A 17,668-nucleotide genomic window follows, 5' to 3' on the forward strand; every position below is an offset into this window, starting at 1 on the left:
TTTGCCGGGAGCGGCGGGGCGCCCTGGCCGGGAGAGAGGGACTGAAAGACGCGCGGAAGCAGGGAGAGCAGAGCCGCTGGCTGGACTGGCAGCGCACAGGCAAGAGACGCATAATCAGCCCCCTACTTCCGCGGTTTACTGGACGGCGGCAGGCTCTTCAGCAAAGAGGCGCTGCAAGCGATCGGCCTGGTCAGCGGCGATCAAATTATCGATAAACTCATCCAGCTCGCCGTCAAGCACACCTTGCAGATTATAGCGAGTCAGACCAATGCGATGATCGGTCACGCGATCCTGGGGGAAATTATAGGTCCGAATCTTCTCGCTGCGGTCGCCCATCTGCACCTGCGAGCGGCGAGCCTTTCCCAACTCTTCCTGACGGCGCGCCTCCTCCAGATCCCAGAGGCGAGCTTTCAGAACAGAGAGCGCCCGCTCCTTATTCTTCAACTGCGACTTCTCATCCTGGCAGGTCACCACGAGGCCAGTCGGCAGATGGGTAATGCGTACTGCCGAGTCGGTCGTGTTCACGCTCTGGCCGCCGTGACCGGTCGAGCGGAAGACATCGATACGGATATCGCTCTCCTTGATCTCGATGTTGATCTCCTCATCGGCCTCGGGCAGAACGATCACCTTAGCTGTTGAGGTATGGATGCGCCCATTGGCCTCCGTCACAGGGACGCGCTGGACGCGATGTGTGCCGCCTTCATATTTCAGGCGGCGGTAGGCTCCCTTGCCGCGTACCAAGAAAGTGATATCCTTGATGCCTCCCTGGTCGGTCTCATTGAGATCGAGAATCTCGATTTTCCAGCGCCGCTGCTCGGCGTAGCGGCTATACATGCGAAAGAGATCAGCCGCAAAGAGCGCGGCCTCCTCGCCGCCGGCGCCGCCCTGGATGGTCACAATGGCGTTCTTCTCATCCATTGCATCCTTGGGCAGAAGGGCGAGCTTGACCTCTTCGGTCAACTGCTCGCGGCGCTCCTTCAAACGGGCGATTTCCTCACGCGCCAGGTCGCGCAGGGCCGGATCGTCGCTTTCGCGCGCCAGCTCTTCGGCCTCCTCTAACTCTTTAAGAGTAGAGCGCAGTTGGTAGTATTTCTGAACAACCTCTTCTAGCTCGGCCTGCTCGCGCCCATAACGTTGGAGCAGAGGGATATTGCTCAGAACCTCGGGCTGAGTCATGAGCGTATTGAGTTCCTCATAGCGATGAGCCAGGCTCTCAAGCTTCTGCATTAAATCCATAGATGATCCCTCACTGACTGGCTGGTACTGATTCCGTCCGCGACAGAGCCGCCTGGTGGGCTGGCTAGCTGCTGGCGACTTGCCGCTCCGCGTCGCTGGGGCTCCTGCTCCCTGCAGAGTGACCCGTCCGATCCCGATCGAGCAGATGATCATTCTTGTCAACAGTGACCACGCACGGTGCTATCGTGCCGCTGTGCCATGCCTACGCACCAGGCCATTCACTCCAAGGACTGACCGGCGCGCTGTGCAGAGGATCTCGGCAGGAGAGCAGTGCGAGCTGTTTGGTTTGTCACGCTGTCACGTGCAGAGCAGGCATGGCCCTGTTCTGAGCAGAGAAGGAAGTCGCTACCCAGCAGCGAGCAAGTAGTACTCAGTGCCTGTCTTCCCGGCACGATGGGCAAAGGATGATAGACGCGGAAGATCGCGCATGATGACAGACAGGAACAAGCCCATTTCCATTGTATTATAACACAGCGGCAGCGTTCTTTCTGACCCGCTCCTAAGCGCTTGCTGCCATTGGCTGCTATTGGCAAGCATCTCTATACTCAAAAGTGTAGGATCTCGATGAAGCGAGGCGCTAGAGAGAAAGAGAACCCTGCTCGGAGCGAGTCAGGCCCGATGCGAGCGATGGAGGTGAGAGCCACTCTCTGCTAAGAGCGGCGGATTGCCAGGAGTGACAGCCGGCATTCCAGCGCATCGAGTCAGTCGGTGCAAGCAGACCAGGGAGGCGGCTCCGGTTCCCCGAGAACTGGCATCTTTTGCCCGAAGGGGATGAAACTTGCTGTCCTATCTAATCGTGCCAGGAGCAGGTTCCCTACTCATACCGGTGAGTGTGGCGAACGAGCGCAAGAGAGCCATAGGAGCGAGCGTATGGGACCGACGCCCCCTGAGAGATAGTCTGCGGCATTGTTGACCCGTCTGCTCGCTCAAATGGGCTCCAGGCAAGGAGGGAGGGAGGGAACTGAGAAAGCAAGCCCTGTCCTCCTGCTGGCAGTGGGTAGAGCAAGTAGGTCAGAGAGCCGTATGAAAGGGGCCTGTCCACAGTTGAAAGGATGTGATGAATTATCATGGCCAAAGCGAATGGTTTTGCACCAGTAACGGATGCCCTCAAGGAAGTCCGTGCGCGTACAGCGGAGATAGCGCGTACTGGTCTCTCAACCGTTCAGGACAACGTGCAGACCGTGCTAGAGCCGCGCCGTCGCCGCCGCCTTTTCAAGCGCCTGCGCGGAGGCCTGCGCAAGACCTCAGAGCGCGTCGAAGATCAACTTCAGCAAGGACGTCAGGCGCTGCAGCGTAGCTGGCGCGAAGGCCGTAAGCCCGTTGAACGCTCACTAGCTGAGGCTCGTCGCGAGGGAGGGCGCCTCAAGGGGCTGCTCAGTGAGCAATTCAGCCTATTCCTGGGGGCTGTAGCTGCGGGCCTGGGTCTGCTGCAAGTGACCATTGAACGCAGCATGCGCACTGCCCGTGGTCGGCTAGAGCGTGCGCGCGGCAACCTGGTCGAAGCTCGCGCGGCCTGGCAACAAGAGCGCGAACGCCGGGCCCGGCGTCGGCGTCGCGCACGCATGCTCTTCCGCTTCGGTTTGCTGGTCGGCATTGTTCTCGCCCTGCTCTTTGCGCCTCGCCCTGGCCAGGAGACGAGGCGTCGTCTGGGCGGCTATCTGCGCAACGTGATCGCCTTTTTCCAGTCGCGGCCACTTGTGCGCTCCGAGTCGGAGACCGCCGAACACGTGCCGCTCAATGTCCGTTAACTGGAAGCAAGTCATGAAGAAGCCAGAGGCGGGCCAGGGGGGCCAGCATCTGCCTATAATGGCAAGAGGGCCTCTCTGCCCGCCACCGTTGGACTCGGCCTTATCCTCTCTGAAAATGCTGAAGGTGACAGATATCATTCAGAGAGAAAAGGACGCGCTGCGTTCCTGCAACGCGCACCACCGTAATTGAAGTATTGGCTACTGGGAAGAAGAAATCACGTTCCAGTCCTAAAACCTCAGCAACATAGGCATTAATCACCCCACCGTGCGCAAAGGCGATCACGCGTCTTCCCACATGAGCATTGGCGATGGCATCCAAAGCCTTGACCACCCGTGCGCGAAAGGCTTTAGACGGTTCGCTGCCCTCAATCGCGTCCCAACTACCGGCGGCGCCCGCCAGGCGAATAATATCCATCTGCCGCTCTTGCAGCGTGCGAGCCAGCAACTCCAGATTATCGGCCTCTGCGGGCAGAGGGCGCACTCTCCCAAGGCGGATCTCTTGCAGATCGGGAACCACAATCGGAGTCAGACCCAGGCGGCTGGCCAGAGGAGCGGCTGTCTCGCGACAGCGACGCAGCGGGCTGCTATAAATAGCGGCGAACTCCAGGCCGGCCAGACGCTCGGCCAGGGCCTGCGCCTGCTCCTGGCCCTTACGCGACAGAGGCAGATCATCGTAGAGGCCCCCGGGGATCAGCTCATCGGCGGGGGGGAGAGCATCACCATGACGAATCAGGAACAGCTCGGCGGCATGAGCGCGCCGCAACAGAAACGGGTCATCCTGCAGCAACAAAGAAACCTCCTCACCGGCACACACAATCAGTGGCCTCCGCTGGCGCTGCGCTGACAAACCTCCAGCGCTCGTCTGGCCAGGGCTGGAATGCCCGTTTCCAACTGCTCAAAGAACGGGTCATCGGTGGTACCAGCCCGGTAGCGGGCATAGCTGCCCTCCAACAGAATAGCCAGCTTCCAGATCGCCAGCGCCTCATAGAAGTCCATCTCGCGTACAGAGCGCCCACTGCGCTCAGCATAGTACTCTTTCAACTCAGCGCGGGTCAGAAAACCCGGCTGTTCCATGACCCGCCAGGTCTCGGTATCGAGAGCAGGTGGTGGATCGCCCGGCTCACGCCAAAAAGAGAGCAAGTAGCCGAGGTCGGCCAGAGGATCGCCGATCGTGGCCATTTCCCAATCGAAGATCGCCACAACCCGCGGCCCATCTTCGGCATACATGACGTTATCGAGACGATAATCGCCGTGAACAATGGTTGACGGCCCTGAAACGGGCAAGTGGGCCTTGAGCCACTCGGTCACCATATCCAGCTCAGGCAAAGGGCGCTGACGCGAGCGCTCCAATTGACCGATCCAGCGGCGTAGCTGGCGCTCCAAATAGCCGGTGGGGCGGCCAAAATCACCCAAGCCCACGGCCTGCCAATCGACGGCATGCAGCTCGACCAGGGCATCAATCAGAGCGCGGCTAATGGCCTTACGGCCCGCCTCATCGGCCCCATAAGGCGGGAGCGTGTCACGGATAATGTAGCCGTGGACCCGTTCCATGAGATAGAAAGGGGCGCCGATGACGCTCGTATCCTCGCATGCGAGCAAGACGCGTGGTGTCGGCACAGCACTATTGTTGAGCGCCTTCAACACGCGATACTCGCGCAGCACATCGTGAGCAGTAGGCAGCAGCGGACCGCGCGGTGGCCGGCGTAAAACCCATTGCTGGTCTCCGCGCGTGATATAGAACGTCTCGTTCGAGTGTCCTCCGCGGACTCGTTCGATGATCAGGGGCAGGTCCTCGCCCGGCAACTGCTCGGCCAGATAACGGCGAAGTTTTTCCTCGTCTATGAGAGGGGGGAGAGTGGTCATACTTCCTCCTTTGTTGTCTGCGAGCCTGGAATTCCCTGGAGGGAGCTGCCTTCGGCATATCGCTCTATTTATTTATGATATGATAACGCGCCCACTCGGGCTTTGGCCAGACGCGGACGGATGAGAGAGGACGTGAAGCCGGCCAGGCAGCGCCGGGAATAATCGGACCTGAAACCTCTGTTCTAGAAGGTGACAAGAGGAATCAAGAGAAGAGGAAAGAAGCGAGGCGCAGTGCAGTGAAGGGATTGCCAGCCGAACTGGCTGACTACCCTCGGGGCACTCAGTCAGGCGAGGGTGCAAGTTAGGAGGGAGGCGGAGAGGGGCAAGCCGGGAATAAACGGGCCTTGCCCCGTGTTATTCAGGGTAGTTAGCAGTCAAGAGTGGCGAGTGCTAGACAGCAGTGAAAAACCTGTGCTATAATGCTGGCAATCACCCGCGCAGATTGCTAAAATTCCCGGGGCGGAGAGAGAGCGGGGCGCCGGCCAGCGGAGCTGCCGCTCCCCCGGTTGTGTGAGGAGCCTGGAATGAAGTGTGAGCGATGTCATAAGAACAACGCCAGCATCACCGTCGATCTGCTCGTGGAAGGGCGCCATGAGCGGCATTATCTTTGCCAGCAATGCGTCGACGAGCTTATGCGCTCATCGATGAGCCAGGCTGGCAACTTCTTCGGGCAGGGCTTCCCTGCGGCGGCCTTTGGCTTCTTGAATGGCCATGAGGCGACGAATGGGCGCGGGACCAAGACCGCCGAGCGTCAGGCCAACAGCAACAGCAAGACGCCGACGCTAGACCAGTATGGTCGGGACATCACGGCGGAAGCAGCGCAGGGGAAGCTTGATCCGGCGGTTGGGCGTGAGCGTGAGCTGCGCCGCTTGATCACAGTCCTGGGTCGTCGGCAGAAGAACAACCCGGTGCTGATTGGCGAGCCAGGAGTTGGTAAGACGGCCATTGTTGAGGATCTGGCGCGGCGTATCCATGCGGGTAATGTTCCCGCCCCGCTGCGCAACAAGCGCATCGTGGCGCTCAACATCGGCGGCATGATCGCCGGGGCCATGTTCCGCGGGCAGTTTGAGCAGCGCATGAAGGCTATCCTTGATGAGCTGCGACAGGCGCCGGATGTGATCCTCTTTATCGATGAGCTACATACCGTTGTCGGAGCGGGTGCGGCGGAAGGTGCGGTCGGGGCGTCGGATATGCTCAAGCCGGCGCTGGCCCGCGGTGAGATCCGCTGTATCGGTGCGACGACACTTGATGAATATCGCAAGTACATTGAGAAGGATGCGGCTCTTGAGCGCCGCTTCCAGCCAATCATGGTTGATGAGCCGACGGTCGAGGAAGCCATTGCGATGCTACGCGCCGTGCGGCCTAACTATGAGGCGCACCACGGCGTGACCATCCCTGATGAGGCGATCGAGGCTGCTGTCAAGCTCTCGGATCGCTACATCAATGATCGCTTCCTGCCCGATAAGGCTATCGACGTGATGGATGAGGCTGCTTCGGCCTTGCGTCTGGAGGCTCTGGAGAAGGGTATCGTTAGCCCGGCGATGATTACTGAGCTGGAGCAGCAGCTAGCCGATATCCAGGCTAAGAAGGAGGCGGCGGCTAACGCCGAGGATTATGAGCGCGCGGCCCTCTTGCGTCAGCAGGAGCTACTGACTCTGCAGAAGCTGGAGAAGGCCCGCTCTGAGGTCAATGCCTCATTCCAGCTGATTGTGACGCCGGAGCAAATCGCTCAGGTCGTCGAGAACTGGACGGGCGTGCCGGTGACGCAGATGATGGAGAGCGAGCGCCAGAATCTGCGCGACCTGGAGGAGCGCCTGCGCAAGCATGTGATTGGCCAGGATGAGGCCATCAGCGCGGTGGCGCGCGCCATCCGCCGCTCACGAGCCGGATTGAAAGATCCGAAGAGGCCGATTGGTTCCTTCCTCTTCCTCGGCCCGACGGGCGTGGGTAAGACAGAGCTGGCGCGGGCTTTGGCGCGTGAGCTGTTCGGTGGCGAGGAGAATATGATCCGCCTCGACATGTCCGAGTACATGGAGCCGCATACGGTCTCGCGCCTCTTCGGTAGCCCGCCTGGCTATGTGGGTTACGAGGAAGGTGGCCAATTGACTGAGCAGGTGCGGCGCCGCCCGTACAGCGTGATCCTGCTGGATGAGGTCGAGAAGGCGCATCCCGAGGTCTTCAATGCCCTGCTGCAAATCCTGGATGATGGCCGCCTGACCGATGGTCAGGGTCGCACCGTGGATTTCAAGAATACGGTGCTGATCATGACCAGTAACGCTGGTACCAATGAGCTGCGGCGCGCAGCTCGTATCGGCTTCATGCCCATCACTAGCGGCGACGAGCGCGCGGAGCAATACGAGGCGATGCGCGAAAAGGCGCTGGAGGGCCTGAAGCAAATGTTCCGGCCCGAGTTCCTGAACCGTATCGACCAAATCGTGGTCTTCCATTCGCTGGGCAAGGACGAGCTTTATCGGATCGTCGATCTGCTGCTGAGTCAGGTGCGTGAGCGCCTGCGCGAGCAGAAGATCGAACTGATCGTCAGCGATGAGGTGCGCGAGTTCTTGCTGCGCGAAGGCTACGATGAGGAATACGGTGCACGTCCGCTGCGCCGCGCGATCCAGACGCACGTTGATGATACGCTGGCTGATGCCCTGCTGAACGGCGAGATTGCGCCAGGTCAGACGGTGCGTCTGGTACTGCGCGCTGGCCGCGTAGTGGCCGAGGCGGTGGTTCCCGAGCCTGAGCCTGAGCCGGCCGCTTGAGGCGTACCCTTTCTAGCCAGATGAGAACGTCCATCGGTCTCACAGCAGGACCGATGGACGTTTTTTGTACACTGGGTCCTGGGGTGTTAGCTGGTCAGGAGAAAGATGATGGGGGGCGTTGCAGCAGAAAATGCTGGTAGCCGTCGCCGGTGCACTCTTCCAGGGTGACCAGGCCAGCGGCCTCAAGCCAGGCCCGCACCTGCTCCAGCGAGGGATAGTAGTGATAGCCAGCGTGATGGGCGTATTCACCGGGAACGATGGGCAGGCTCTGCGCCCGACCCAGCAGAAAAGCCCGCTCGCGCTCGGTGGCTTCGATCAGCTCGACGGTCAGATGGAGCAGTCCGCCGGGCTTAACGGCCCGACGCAGATTGGCCAGCACAAGGGGCCAATCCTCCGGCGGAAGCATTTCCAGGGCGTCGATGCAAAGCACAGCCTCACTGGAGTCCTTGCTGTCGGGTCGGCACAGATGGAAATTTCTCCTGAGCGCGTCGCAGCGTGCCCGCTGACTGGTCGATGCCGGCAAAGGTGTAGTCACGCTCCACCCCAATACTTACCGGTGCCGCAGGCCGCGTCGAGCGCACGGCTGCCTGGCGAGCAAGCTGTCAGCAGACGGAGAAGCATCCTGCAGTGAGTCTCATCCAGGGGCCCCCCAGTCGCGGTCATAGGACGGCGCCAGTTGGTTATAGCGCTCGACTGTGAGCTGCCGGCGTTGCTGCAGCCAGACTGTACATTCCAGGGTCACAGCTCTTCCTCCTACCTCGTGTTGCGATGGAGCGCTACAGCAGATGAGACCATGAGAAGCGCTGGAGCTGGTCGAGCTGGCGCAGGTGCTCGATGAGAGCCGTGCGTCGGGCAGGCTCCTCAATGGAAGCGGCGGCCAATTCATGGAAGCGCGCCCTAAGCTGTTCCTCACTCAGAGGGTTCTCGGGGTCGCCGAGCGGGTAGCGCACACTGGCGCTGAAGATACGCCCGTCGTCCATTTCGACACTAGCCGTGGCGCGCCACTCGGCGGGATAGTAGCGATCTAGTTCAGGATCGCTTTCACAGTCAACGCGCTGCATCAGGCGGCGGACTTCCGGGCGCTCAAGCCAGGCCTCGCTGAAGACACGCAGACCAGCCTGACCGGTGATGAGAGCCACAGCGGCGCCAAAGGGCATGCTGAACTGAGCATCGACAATGTTGCCAGGCCGACGTTTGGCCTCGATGGGATCAGCAATCAGGCCGCGCCCGGCGCTCAGCACGCCGCAGCGCACACGGCGGATGTGCTGCGGATCAGGGGCATGCTGACGGCGGATAGCAAGGAGGCAGTCGATGGGACCGTGCATATAGCGGCAGCAGGCATATGGTTTGAGCGAGACGCGCAGGATAGCCAACTCCTCGGCGGCTGCTGGCGGCTGCAGCTCTTCGGGATGGCCTGCATCTGAATAGGCGTGCAGGAAGCCATAACGCCCGCTCAGGATTTCCTGCGGTCCGCGGAAGCCGGCAGCAGCCAGGCGCGCGGCGGTAATGCCAGCGTGAGCACTCCAGCCGGGGTGCAGACGTTTGGTCCAGGCGCCATCATCAAGATAAGCCAGTGAACCAGCCGCCATACTGCCGGCGATGCCCAGCGCCTGCGCCGTCTTCTCTGCCGAGAGACCCAGCAGGCGGGCACTGGCAGCGGCAGCGCCGAAGGTCCCGCACAGAGCGGTGGGATGGAAGCCACGGGCGTAGGCCGAGGCAGGATTGAGGGCGGCCCCGAGGCGCAGGGTCACCTCATAGCCAGCGACGACAGCCGCGTAGAAATCAGCTATTGGAGCAGCCAGTTGTTCGGCCAGGGCCAACGCTGCAGGAAAGACTGCCACGCCCGGATGGAGCGACGAGCGATTCTCGACGTCGTCCATCTCCAAACCGTGGGCCGCGACACCGTTGACCAGCGCAGCCCAGGCGGCTTCGGCGCGCTGACCCCGTCCCAGGAGCGTTGCCCCCCGCCCGTCAGGGTAGGCGTCAGCTCCCGAGGGCTGCAGCGCTCCCATCGTGACCAGCAGCTGATAGGCGGCCTCTGTGGATGGAAGCCGGGCCCCACCCAGGGCGACAGCCACATGGTCAAGTAGCAAATCACGGACTCTGGCGCGCACCCGCTCAGGAAGGTCCGTCCCTTCCAGGGTAGCGCAGAAGCCTGCCAGCGCTTGCGTTGCGCTCATAGAGCACCTCGTCTCTTTCTGTGGGAGGTTCCTCGTGTAATAGAAGAGGTGACCTTCACTCCCTCACCTGTATTGCAGATTAACACTCGATTCTGATGATATCCCATATGAAGTAGAGGTGTATAGATGTGTGCTCGTAAATCGGAGGGGGCGTCTGAAGAACCACTAGAGGAGCTACCGGAGGACGTCGAAGCCTTCATTGACCACTTCCTTGGCACGATGTGCGATCCCAGCCGACGGCAGATTCTGGCCTTGCTCGCCGCCCCAGCAGTTGAGCATGAGAAACCGGTTGAGATGCGCTCAGGAGAGATTGCGCGGGCCCTGGGGCTGGCCCATGCCACTGTCTCCGGCCATCTGCGTCTGCTTGCGCGCACCGGACTGCTCGGCTCGCGACGCAGCGGCAACGAGGTTTACTACAGCGTGCGCAATCACCTGCTTGTGCGTGCCTTCCACGATCTGGTCGAAGCCCTCTATAAAGAGCATCAGGAGCGCTTTAAAGGCAAGCAGGGCACGTCTGATAGCGATAAAAGTGCATAACAATGACTTAAACAAAAATTGAATCAAATAGAAAATCATAACGAGTAGAAGAATCAAACGCTCGCCTTCTCAACGTGTTTACGGGGAGGCGAGCGTATCTGCTTTGCCTGGACTGTCGGGGAATGCTATACTGCACAATGAACGACAATGAACCTGGGCAGGAGAGACCGACGGTCATGCAAGCCACACGCGTCAAAGAAGGCCGCAAGCCATTGATCCTCATGCGTCTACGCCAGAGCGCGGAGGTGCGCAGGTTATATGCCACGCGCGTCCCCTGGTGGCGACGCGCCCCGATTGGTTATCTCCTCTGTATCCCTATCGTTGCCTTTGGGCTAGGGATAGTCTACCTGGAGCACTTCTTTTCGCTTCATATCTATGTGCCTGACATGCCGCTGGTCCTGCCAGTACTCCTTGTGGCCTTGCTATGGGGAGTAGGGCCGGCCCTTTGCGCTGCCTTGCTCTGTACACTAGCACTCATCTATATTTATGTTCCTCCCCAGGGAGCATTTACCGTGCTGCCGCGTGTTCAATGGGCGGCGGACAACATCGACAAGCTGGCCGAGATTATGCCCTTCTTTCTGATCGAGGTGGGGATTGCCATCATCGCGGGCCAGCGCGAAGCGGCGCGGCGTCGCGCCTTACTGGCCGAGCTAGAGGCCCAGGCCCGCGCCCACGATCTGGAGCAACTCAACGAGGAACTCAAGCGTGTTGATCAGCTCAAAGATCACTTTATCTCTGTAGCCTCACACGAGCTGAAAACGCCAATCACCACCATTCGCGGTCAGGCGCAGATCGCCCTGCGGCGTCTCACACGTGTGGCTGAGCTACCGCCCGAGCTAGACAGCGTACGTCTGGCATTGCAGAAGATCGACGAGCAGACCTATCGTCTCAGCGCCCTCATTGATGACATGCTGGCTCTGAGCAGCATCCAGGCTGGCAAGCTCAAACTGCGACCTCGCCCCTGCGACCTGGTTGAGATCTGTCGCGAGGCTGTTGAGGATCAGCGCCTTGTCACGGGGCGCACCATTACCCTGGCGGCGCCCGCGGAGAGCCTGATCATCAAGGCTGACGCCGACCGGCTCCACCAGGTGCTGACCAACCTCCTCAGCAATGCCATCAAGTACTCACCGGAAGAAACCCCGGTTGAAGTCAGCCTGGCCTGCCAGGATAGTCAGATTGAAATCCGCGTCCGAGATCATGGGCGAGGCATCCCCGCTGATCAGCGAGAGCAGATCTTTCAAGCTTTTTACCGGACACCCGAAGCCCAGGCGTCACCAAAGGACGGCTGGGGCCTGGGCCTGGCCATCTGTAAAGATATTGTGGAGCGGCATGGCGGGCGCATCTGGTGCGAATCCGCTCCTGGCGAAGGCACGGTCTTTGTAGTGGTCTTGCCCATCGGTGGTAGCTCGTCCTCTGTCGCCGAGGGGTTGGGGAGATAGAGAAAGGAAGAGAGCGGCGCGCTGCAGGCCCTCCGGAACAGGAGCCAGACGCGCCGCGCAGGTGTCTGTAGCGGAGGAATGAATGGAGGCGAGACGCCTGCTCCTGTTCGCTGAGCTGCAGCGCAGCCGAAGGGGGAGGCGGCTAGCTGGCAGAGACGCCGGCGCTGGCCCGGCGGTAGCGCGCGGCTCCCATCTCGCCGAGGCCGATGGCCAGCACAGCGATGAGGAGATGCACGACCTGGATAATCCAATGTGAAGAATTCAGCAGCCAGGAATTCTGCATCAATCCTATGATGGGCAAGAGCAAACCGATAACGACGGCCAGCACGGCGATCACCGGGCTACCCCCACTCACCAGTGCTTGCCCGATGCCAATCACCCACAGTGATAGCACCACCAGAAAGCCCAGCAGCATATGTAGCGGGATCAACTGGGCGGCGTTGCCTGTCCAAAAGAGCACCCCGAGGATCAAAGCTAGCAAGCCAGCAATACGCAGAACAAAGGAAGCGATCTTAATAGCCATGCAATTCTCCTGCAAACGGCGAAAGTAGCAGATGTGATCTCCCTTTGACCTGGGCTCGAACAGCAGCGCTTGGCCGGCTAGGTTAGCCTGCCTGCTTGTCTGCCAGATCTGGGCCGCGAGAGAGCACACTCACTATAGTGTGGCGGGGAGAGCCGTACCGATACCGGTACTTCCGGTTCAGTTCAGTTAGGAGGGGCAGATGGCGGCTTGCTCCTCGCCACAACTAGAATCATAGCATTTAACGGAGCGGGGAAGGCAAACGCCCTGCTGGAGCATTGCCAGGCGTCGGAACCGGAGCCTTAGTGTGGAATAAAGGCCTGCCAGAAGCGGCTGAGATGTTCGCGCAGCGGCGCATGCTCTGGTCGCTGCAAGTAAGGATCGCTCTCCCAGAGACGTATGGCCAGGGTTCGTGCCTCCTCGATCAGGCGCGTATCGTTGAAATCAGCGATACGCAGCTCCGGCATACCGCTCTGGCGCACTCCGATAAAGTCGCCGGGACCGCGCAGGCGCAAATCGTGCTCAGCCAGCTTGAAGCCATCATCAGTTTCTTGGAAGATTGCCAGGCGCTCACGAGCCTGGGGGCCTGCATCGGCGCTCAAGACGTAGCAGTAGGATTGGTGGGCGCCGCGTCCGACGCGGCCACGGAACTGATGGAGCTGCGAGAGGCCGAAGCGGTCGGCATCTTCGATCACCATAACGGTCGCATTGGGCACATCGATGCCCACCTCTACCACCGAAGTGGCGACCAGAATATCCAGTTCGTGATCGCGGAAGCGTCGCATCACCGCATCCTTTTCAGCGGGCTTCATACCGCCGTGCAGCAGGCCCAGCCGTCGGTGAGGGAAGACCTCTCGGCTCAGGCGTTCATATTCGGCAGTGACCGCTCTGGCGCTCAGGCTCTCCGACTCATCAACCAGGGGGCAGATAATAAAGGCTTGCCGGCCCTCGGCTACCTGCTGTTCCACCAGGCGATAGGCCTCCTCACGGCGGGCACCGGTCCGCCAGCGCGTAATCACCTTCTGGCGGCCCGGCGGGAGCTGATCGATCACCGACAGATCCAGGTCCCCATAGAGCGTCAGGGCCAGCGTGCGCGGAATGGGGGTTGCCGTCATCACCAACATATGGGGATGGTAACCCTTCTGGCGCAGGGCCTCGCGTTGCTCCACACCAAAGCGATGCTGTTCATCGATAATGACCAGGCCCAGGCGCTGGAACGTCACATCTTCCTGGATCAGGGCATGGGTGCCGATGACGACTGCAGCCTCGCCGCTCTCGATGGCCGCGCGGCCAAGGGCGCGCTCCTTGGGACGCAGGCCACCGGTCAATAAAACGGTGCGGATGCCGAAAGGAGCCAGCATAGCGCCGATGCTGCGGGCATGCTGCTCCGCCAGGATCTCAGTCGGAGCCATAATTGCGCCCTGATAGCCATTGAGGGCAGCCACAAAGAGAGCTGCGGCGGCGACTGCGGTTTTGCCGGAGCCGACATCGCCTTGCAGCAAGCGGCACATCGGTCGGCTGCGGCTGAGATCGCCGAGGATCTCGCAGAGCACGCGGCGCTGAGCCGCCGTGAAGCGGAAAGGAAGGGTTGCCTCGAAAGGACGCTGATCTGCCAGAGAGGTCCAGAGTGTTGTACCGGCCATAGCCTGGGCGCCTTGCGCTCCCTGGGCATCAGCTTCGTGCTTTCCAGCAGTAGCAGCAGCCTGCACCGCCTCGCGTTCGGCGGGGGTCGGTTCGACGAAGATGCGCGCCAGATCGACTTTGAAAGCCTGGCCGCTGGGTAGCTCGCGCTGCCAGCGTGTGCGGCGCTCCTGCATGCCAAGCTGGATCAAGAAGAGTTCATCAAAGGCCAGACGGCGCCGGGCTGCTGCAAGCATCTCCTCATTAGCAGGGTAATGCATCTGGGCAATCGCCTCTGACAGGGGCAAGAGGCCCGCGGCCTGGCGAATCGTGGGGGGCAGGTGGTCAGGAATGAGAGCCGCGTAGCGATCGACGACCCAGCGCGTCAGGCGGCGCATCGTACGAGCCGGCAAACCCTCGGTGAGCGGGTAAACGGGAACAAGAATGCCCGTATTGAGTAACTCACCTTTCTCGGGCAGCTCGTGGCTGCGCACAGTGAAAGTGACCTTGTTGCCAAAGCGCTGCTTTACCCCGGTGACAACCAGCCACTCGCCGCGTGCCTCGGAGAGCTGCTTTTGCAAGTAAGGCTGATTGAACCAGACAGCGCTGAGGCGACCGGTGCTGTCGCTTAATGTGGCCACTGTGCGTGTACGCCCGCTGCTTGTGCGGCTCGTCTTGACCTCCCAGATCAGGCCGCGCGTGGTGACCACCTCATCGAAAGGCAGTTCCGCGATGCTGAGCAGCTTGCTGTAGTCGCGATGCTCGCGCGGGAAATAAAAGAGCAGGTCGCCGACCGTGTGGATGCCCAGACTGCGCAGGCGGGCGGCGACTGTCGGGCCTACACCGTGAATAGCCGAAACATCGGCTGTCAGCAGGGTCAGCGCGGCGTGTCCAGGCGAGCTACGACCGTCGAGAGCGAGGCGATCCAACTCGGCTTCCTGGCGCTCCCTGCTGCCGCGGCCAGGCTCGCTACGCGCAGGACGGAGCGGGGACGTGTTCCCTCCTGCCCGAGGCTGATCGCGCAGGGGCGTCGGCCCGGGGGCCGGTCTCACGAGTTGCCCGCCTGACCCCGGCTCGTTGGTGTGCCAGCGCGCTCCAGGCTCTGGCGGCGGCGGCTGGCTGGAAACGCTGGTATGCTCGCGATCCAACTCGTTCAGGAGAGCCAGGGCCGCCCGCAAATTGGCGGCGCGCTGCATGGGGTCCTGCTGGCGATAGCCCTCTAGATAGGAGGCCAGACGATAGAAGGGGCGCAGATCGCGTCCTAACGCATGGCAGACAGGCTTGATCTCATCTAGCCAGTGCTTCACAAAGACTTCCAACCCGCCCGGTTTGACTGCCTGGTCGCGATGGTTGGTGCGTTGTTCGTGCTGAAGCACTTTGCGGGCACGCTCGATATACGACTTGAGAGCGGTGTTTGTCCCTGTTGTCATACGTTGACGCTGCTGCCTGTTTCTTAAGAGTACTGCTGCTCACCTACTATAGTCGTCGCTGCCCCCCAGTGTCAAGGGCCTGCGCGCCGCTCCAATAGGACTGCTGGCGGCCCGGCTCTGGCGGCGTACACGGCATATGGTATGCATCCTGTATCGAGTAAAATAAAACCGTGCCTCTGACCCTGGTGAGCCTATCTACTAAAGGTGTTGCATAAATAGTACCTGTTGATCCTGGGGACGGATTGGGCATAATATAGAAGCTGTGAGCCTGCAAGAAGCTGCTGGAGGGAAAGAAAGAGAGATGGCACTGATCGGATCTGCTGCTGTGGTGGGTATTTTCGAAGAGCGGAGCCAGGCGGAGCAGGCCATTGGTGAGCTGAAGGCTGCTGGCTTCAAGGATGAGCAAATTACCAGGCTCTCGCGCGAGCCGCTCAAGCCGCAGGAGGCTGGTCCAACGGAGCGGCTACTAGAGCGAGCGAGAGCCAGATATAATCTGCCCTTGTTAGGGGGGATCATAGGCGCGCTAGGAGGAGGACTTTTCAGCCTCCTGGCGTCGCTGATTCTCCCCCGGGTCGGCGTTGAGATCGGTGGAGGGCCGCTTCTCGCCCTTCTTGAGGGGCTAGTTTTGGGGGCTCTGGGAGGGGGCTTTCTTGGAACGGTCATCGGTCCCACTTTGATCGGTCCGGGGCCGCGTTACACGGAAGCCGAGGCCCTGCCAGGGCGCACCATCATCATGGTCAGGACGCTAGAGCGCCAGGCCGAAGCGGCCTCGATCCTGCGCAAATATGGAGCGCGTAACGCGCTGGCCCCCCGGGCCACGGAGACCGCGGCAATGGCGGCGCTGCGCCTGACCGTCCCCGAGGGCAGAGCCGTCTCACCCGCTAACGAAGGTGCGGTCACTCTTCCAGCGGAGACGGCTGCCAGCCGGGGAGAAGAGCGCCCTGAGAACAGCGGGCCGAACCGCGAAGCCTCGCAAAGTGACGGTTGATTCACAGCCAGAACCGGGCTGAGGCGGGCAAGCTATCCTATGCCCTGGCTTCCCGCCTCAGAGGCCCGGGGCCTGACGCAGCAAACAGGCTGACGTAACCCAGCGGCGAGCATGCTAATCAATCAGCCAGTCAAGCTGCTCCCCCGTTCTGGTCAATGGTGCTCGGACAGCAAGCGGGCGCCACTGACCAAGAGGGTCCCCTACCCCTTTCTGGCTGGTCGCTGACCTGGCCCTCTCTACGGCGGAGACCCTCAGAGCGGAGCCTCTCACGGCTGGTTCTGAGCGGCTACCACGTCCTCATAGATATCGTGTGTTGGCTGCCAGCCTAGCAAGCGGCGAGCAGCCGCATTGCTGCAGCGGAACGAGGGAGGGCAGGGCATCGACGGATCGCGAGGAGGAGGAGGGACCTGCAGCAGGGCGGCGATATGGTCCACATACTCCCCATAGCGGACCGGCGTGGCCACGATATTAAAGATCCGTCCCACGGCAGCCGGCTGCAAAGCGGCAATGATAGCCGTCGCCATATCGGCCACATGGATCGGCGAAATAAAATTGCTTCCATCGCAGATCACCACCAGGCGCCCTTCGCGCAAGCGAGCCACCAAAGTATCCTGAGCCGTGCCGCGTCCGACGAAGCTGCCGCCGCGCAGAATACACCATCCCAGTTCAGCGGGATTGACAGCCTGTACCATCTCCTCCATTGTGATCACAGGTCCACAGATCGTAGAGCGTTGCGGCGAGCGGTCCAAGGGAGTCGTCTCATCGAGCCAGCGCTCACCGCCATCAGGATAAGCAATAGCAATGCTCTGCTGAACATAATAGCGAGCCCCGGCGGCTTGCGCGGCCTCCAATAGCAGCCGTGTACCCTCGGTGCGCAGCCGGGTGGTAGGCTCCCAGGCTGAAGCATCGGTCGGGTTACGAGGAATCGCCGTAGCAATATGCACCACTGCATCACAGCCGCGGACCAGCGAGGGAAGCTGCTGCGCCGTTGTCTCAGTCAGCAGATCGCCACTGACCAGCTCAACGCCAGCGGCTCGGATCATTTGTCCCCGTTCGGGAGAGCGCACAAGCGCGCGCACCGTATGCCCTTGCTCAAGCAGGCGGGGGACAAGTGCGCGCCCCAGGACGCCTGTTGCACCGGCAACAAAGACATGCATTGTCCTTTCACCTTTCTCCGCTAGCCTTGCTTGGGCCTGGCTGCCAGCCGCTTTTCTACTGGCTAGATCACTGACTGATAACGCCAGTCAGTCAGTAAGTAGGCCGATCTTGATACCGGTATGGCATCGGCGGTAGAGCAGGATGGGAGACAGCCCGCTATCGGAGGACGAGCGGGCGCATAAAGCGG

At 61.1% G+C, this 17,668-nt stretch carries 13 protein-coding genes; 5 read left to right on the forward strand and 8 right to left on the reverse strand.

Annotation, left to right across the window (positions count from 1 at the left end):
* Positions 1–135 precede the first annotated feature (135 nt).
* Positions 136–1,236, reverse strand: a complete 1,101-nt coding sequence (gene prfA / locus AC6H1L_RS14765; protein ID WP_497598253.1) for a peptide chain release factor 1 — start codon at positions 1,234–1,236, stop codon at positions 136–138.
* Positions 1,237–2,303: 1,067 nt separating this feature from the next.
* Between prfA and AC6H1L_RS14770 the strand changes: the two genes are divergently transcribed.
* Entirely contained in the window at positions 2,304–2,984 is a 681-nt protein-coding gene (locus tag AC6H1L_RS14770; protein WP_497598254.1) for a hypothetical protein, read from the forward strand.
* A gap of 100 nt (positions 2,985–3,084) precedes the next feature.
* Here AC6H1L_RS14770 and AC6H1L_RS14775 read toward each other — a convergent pair whose 3' ends face one another.
* Together AC6H1L_RS14775 and AC6H1L_RS14780 are read right to left on the reverse strand one after the other, a co-directional pair.
* Positions 3,085–3,774 carry a histidine phosphatase family protein gene (locus tag AC6H1L_RS14775; RefSeq protein ID WP_497598255.1) on the reverse strand — a complete coding sequence of 230 codons (690 nt, stop codon included), beginning with the start codon at positions 3,772–3,774 and terminating at the stop codon, positions 3,085–3,087.
* Positions 3,775–3,800: 26 nt separating this feature from the next.
* Entirely contained in the window at positions 3,801–4,847 is a 1,047-nt protein-coding gene (locus AC6H1L_RS14780; RefSeq protein ID WP_497598256.1) for a phosphotransferase family protein, read from the reverse strand.
* A 524-nt stretch (positions 4,848–5,371) separates the two neighbouring features.
* On the opposite strand from AC6H1L_RS14780, the gene AC6H1L_RS14785 reads away from it, so the two are divergent.
* Positions 5,372–7,609, forward strand: a complete 2,238-nt coding sequence (locus tag AC6H1L_RS14785) for an ATP-dependent Clp protease ATP-binding subunit (RefSeq protein WP_497598257.1) — start codon at positions 5,372–5,374, stop codon at positions 7,607–7,609.
* 94 nt (positions 7,610–7,703) lie between these two features.
* On the opposite strand, the gene AC6H1L_RS14790 is transcribed toward AC6H1L_RS14785, so the two are convergent.
* A complete protein-coding gene (locus AC6H1L_RS14790) occupies positions 7,704–8,039 on the reverse strand; it encodes a class I SAM-dependent methyltransferase (protein ID WP_497598258.1) in 336 nt (111 codons plus the stop codon).
* Between the two features lie 346 nt (positions 8,040–8,385).
* Positions 8,386–9,789, reverse strand: a complete 1,404-nt coding sequence (locus AC6H1L_RS14795; protein ID WP_497598259.1) for an MmgE/PrpD family protein — start codon at positions 9,787–9,789, stop codon at positions 8,386–8,388.
* A gap of 126 nt (positions 9,790–9,915) precedes the next feature.
* On the opposite strand from AC6H1L_RS14795, the gene AC6H1L_RS14800 reads away from it, so the two are divergent.
* Both AC6H1L_RS14800 and AC6H1L_RS14805 read left to right on the forward strand, forming a co-directional pair.
* Positions 9,916–10,326: an ArsR/SmtB family transcription factor gene (locus AC6H1L_RS14800; RefSeq protein WP_497598260.1), complete on the forward strand. Its 411-nt coding sequence runs from the start codon at positions 9,916–9,918 to the stop codon at positions 10,324–10,326.
* A 176-nt stretch (positions 10,327–10,502) separates the two neighbouring features.
* On the forward strand, positions 10,503–11,765 hold the full coding sequence (locus AC6H1L_RS14805; RefSeq protein WP_497598261.1) for a sensor histidine kinase: 1,263 nt from the start codon (positions 10,503–10,505) through the stop codon (positions 11,763–11,765).
* A 142-nt stretch (positions 11,766–11,907) separates the two neighbouring features.
* Here AC6H1L_RS14805 and AC6H1L_RS14810 read toward each other — a convergent pair whose 3' ends face one another.
* Both AC6H1L_RS14810 and recG read right to left on the reverse strand, forming a co-directional pair.
* The gene (locus AC6H1L_RS14810; RefSeq protein WP_497598262.1) at positions 11,908–12,288 is read right to left on the reverse strand and encodes a hypothetical protein; all 381 of its coding nucleotides are present in this window, start codon (positions 12,286–12,288) and stop codon (positions 11,908–11,910) included.
* A 299-nt stretch (positions 12,289–12,587) separates the two neighbouring features.
* Positions 12,588–15,335, reverse strand: a complete 2,748-nt coding sequence (gene recG / locus AC6H1L_RS14815) for an ATP-dependent DNA helicase RecG (protein ID WP_497598263.1) — start codon at positions 15,333–15,335, stop codon at positions 12,588–12,590.
* 301 nt (positions 15,336–15,636) lie between these two features.
* Here recG and AC6H1L_RS14820 point away from each other — a divergent pair, with 301 nt between their 5' ends.
* Positions 15,637–16,323: a hypothetical protein gene (locus AC6H1L_RS14820; protein WP_497598264.1), complete on the forward strand. Its 687-nt coding sequence runs from the start codon at positions 15,637–15,639 to the stop codon at positions 16,321–16,323.
* A gap of 266 nt (positions 16,324–16,589) precedes the next feature.
* Here the strand turns inward: AC6H1L_RS14820 and AC6H1L_RS14825 are convergent, their stop codons facing one another.
* Positions 16,590–17,480, reverse strand: coding sequence for an NAD-dependent epimerase/dehydratase family protein (locus tag AC6H1L_RS14825; RefSeq protein WP_497598265.1), 891 nt, complete (start codon positions 17,478–17,480; stop codon positions 16,590–16,592).
* Positions 17,481–17,668: the final 188 nt, after the last annotated feature.

The organism is Thermogemmatispora argillosa, from assembly GCF_059696725.1.

Bases quoted from the DNA above. Each gene is read 5' to 3' on its own strand.
- AC6H1L_RS14785 (WP_497598257.1), top strand. From the start codon at position 5,372: ATGAAGTGTGAGCGATGTCATAAGAACAACGCCAGCATCACCGTCGAT.
- AC6H1L_RS14780 (WP_497598256.1), bottom strand. From the start codon at position 4,847: ATGACCACTCTCCCCCCTCTCATAGACGAGGAAAAACTTCGCCGTTAT.
- AC6H1L_RS14800 (WP_497598260.1), top strand. From the start codon at position 9,916: ATGTGTGCTCGTAAATCGGAGGGGGCGTCTGAAGAACCACTAGAGGAG.
- AC6H1L_RS14795 (WP_497598259.1), bottom strand. From the start codon at position 9,789: ATGAGCGCAACGCAAGCGCTGGCAGGCTTCTGCGCTACCCTGGAAGGG.
- AC6H1L_RS14825 (WP_497598265.1), bottom strand. From the start codon at position 17,480: ATGCATGTCTTTGTTGCCGGTGCAACAGGCGTCCTGGGGCGCGCACTT.
- recG (WP_497598263.1), bottom strand. From the start codon at position 15,335: ATGACAACAGGGACAAACACCGCTCTCAAGTCGTATATCGAGCGTGCC.
- AC6H1L_RS14810 (WP_497598262.1), bottom strand. From the start codon at position 12,288: ATGGCTATTAAGATCGCTTCCTTTGTTCTGCGTATTGCTGGCTTGCTA.
- AC6H1L_RS14820 (WP_497598264.1), top strand. From the start codon at position 15,637: ATGGCACTGATCGGATCTGCTGCTGTGGTGGGTATTTTCGAAGAGCGG.
- prfA (WP_497598253.1), bottom strand. From the start codon at position 1,236: ATGGATTTAATGCAGAAGCTTGAGAGCCTGGCTCATCGCTATGAGGAA.
- AC6H1L_RS14770 (WP_497598254.1), top strand. From the start codon at position 2,304: ATGGCCAAAGCGAATGGTTTTGCACCAGTAACGGATGCCCTCAAGGAA.
- AC6H1L_RS14805 (WP_497598261.1), top strand. From the start codon at position 10,503: ATGCAAGCCACACGCGTCAAAGAAGGCCGCAAGCCATTGATCCTCATG.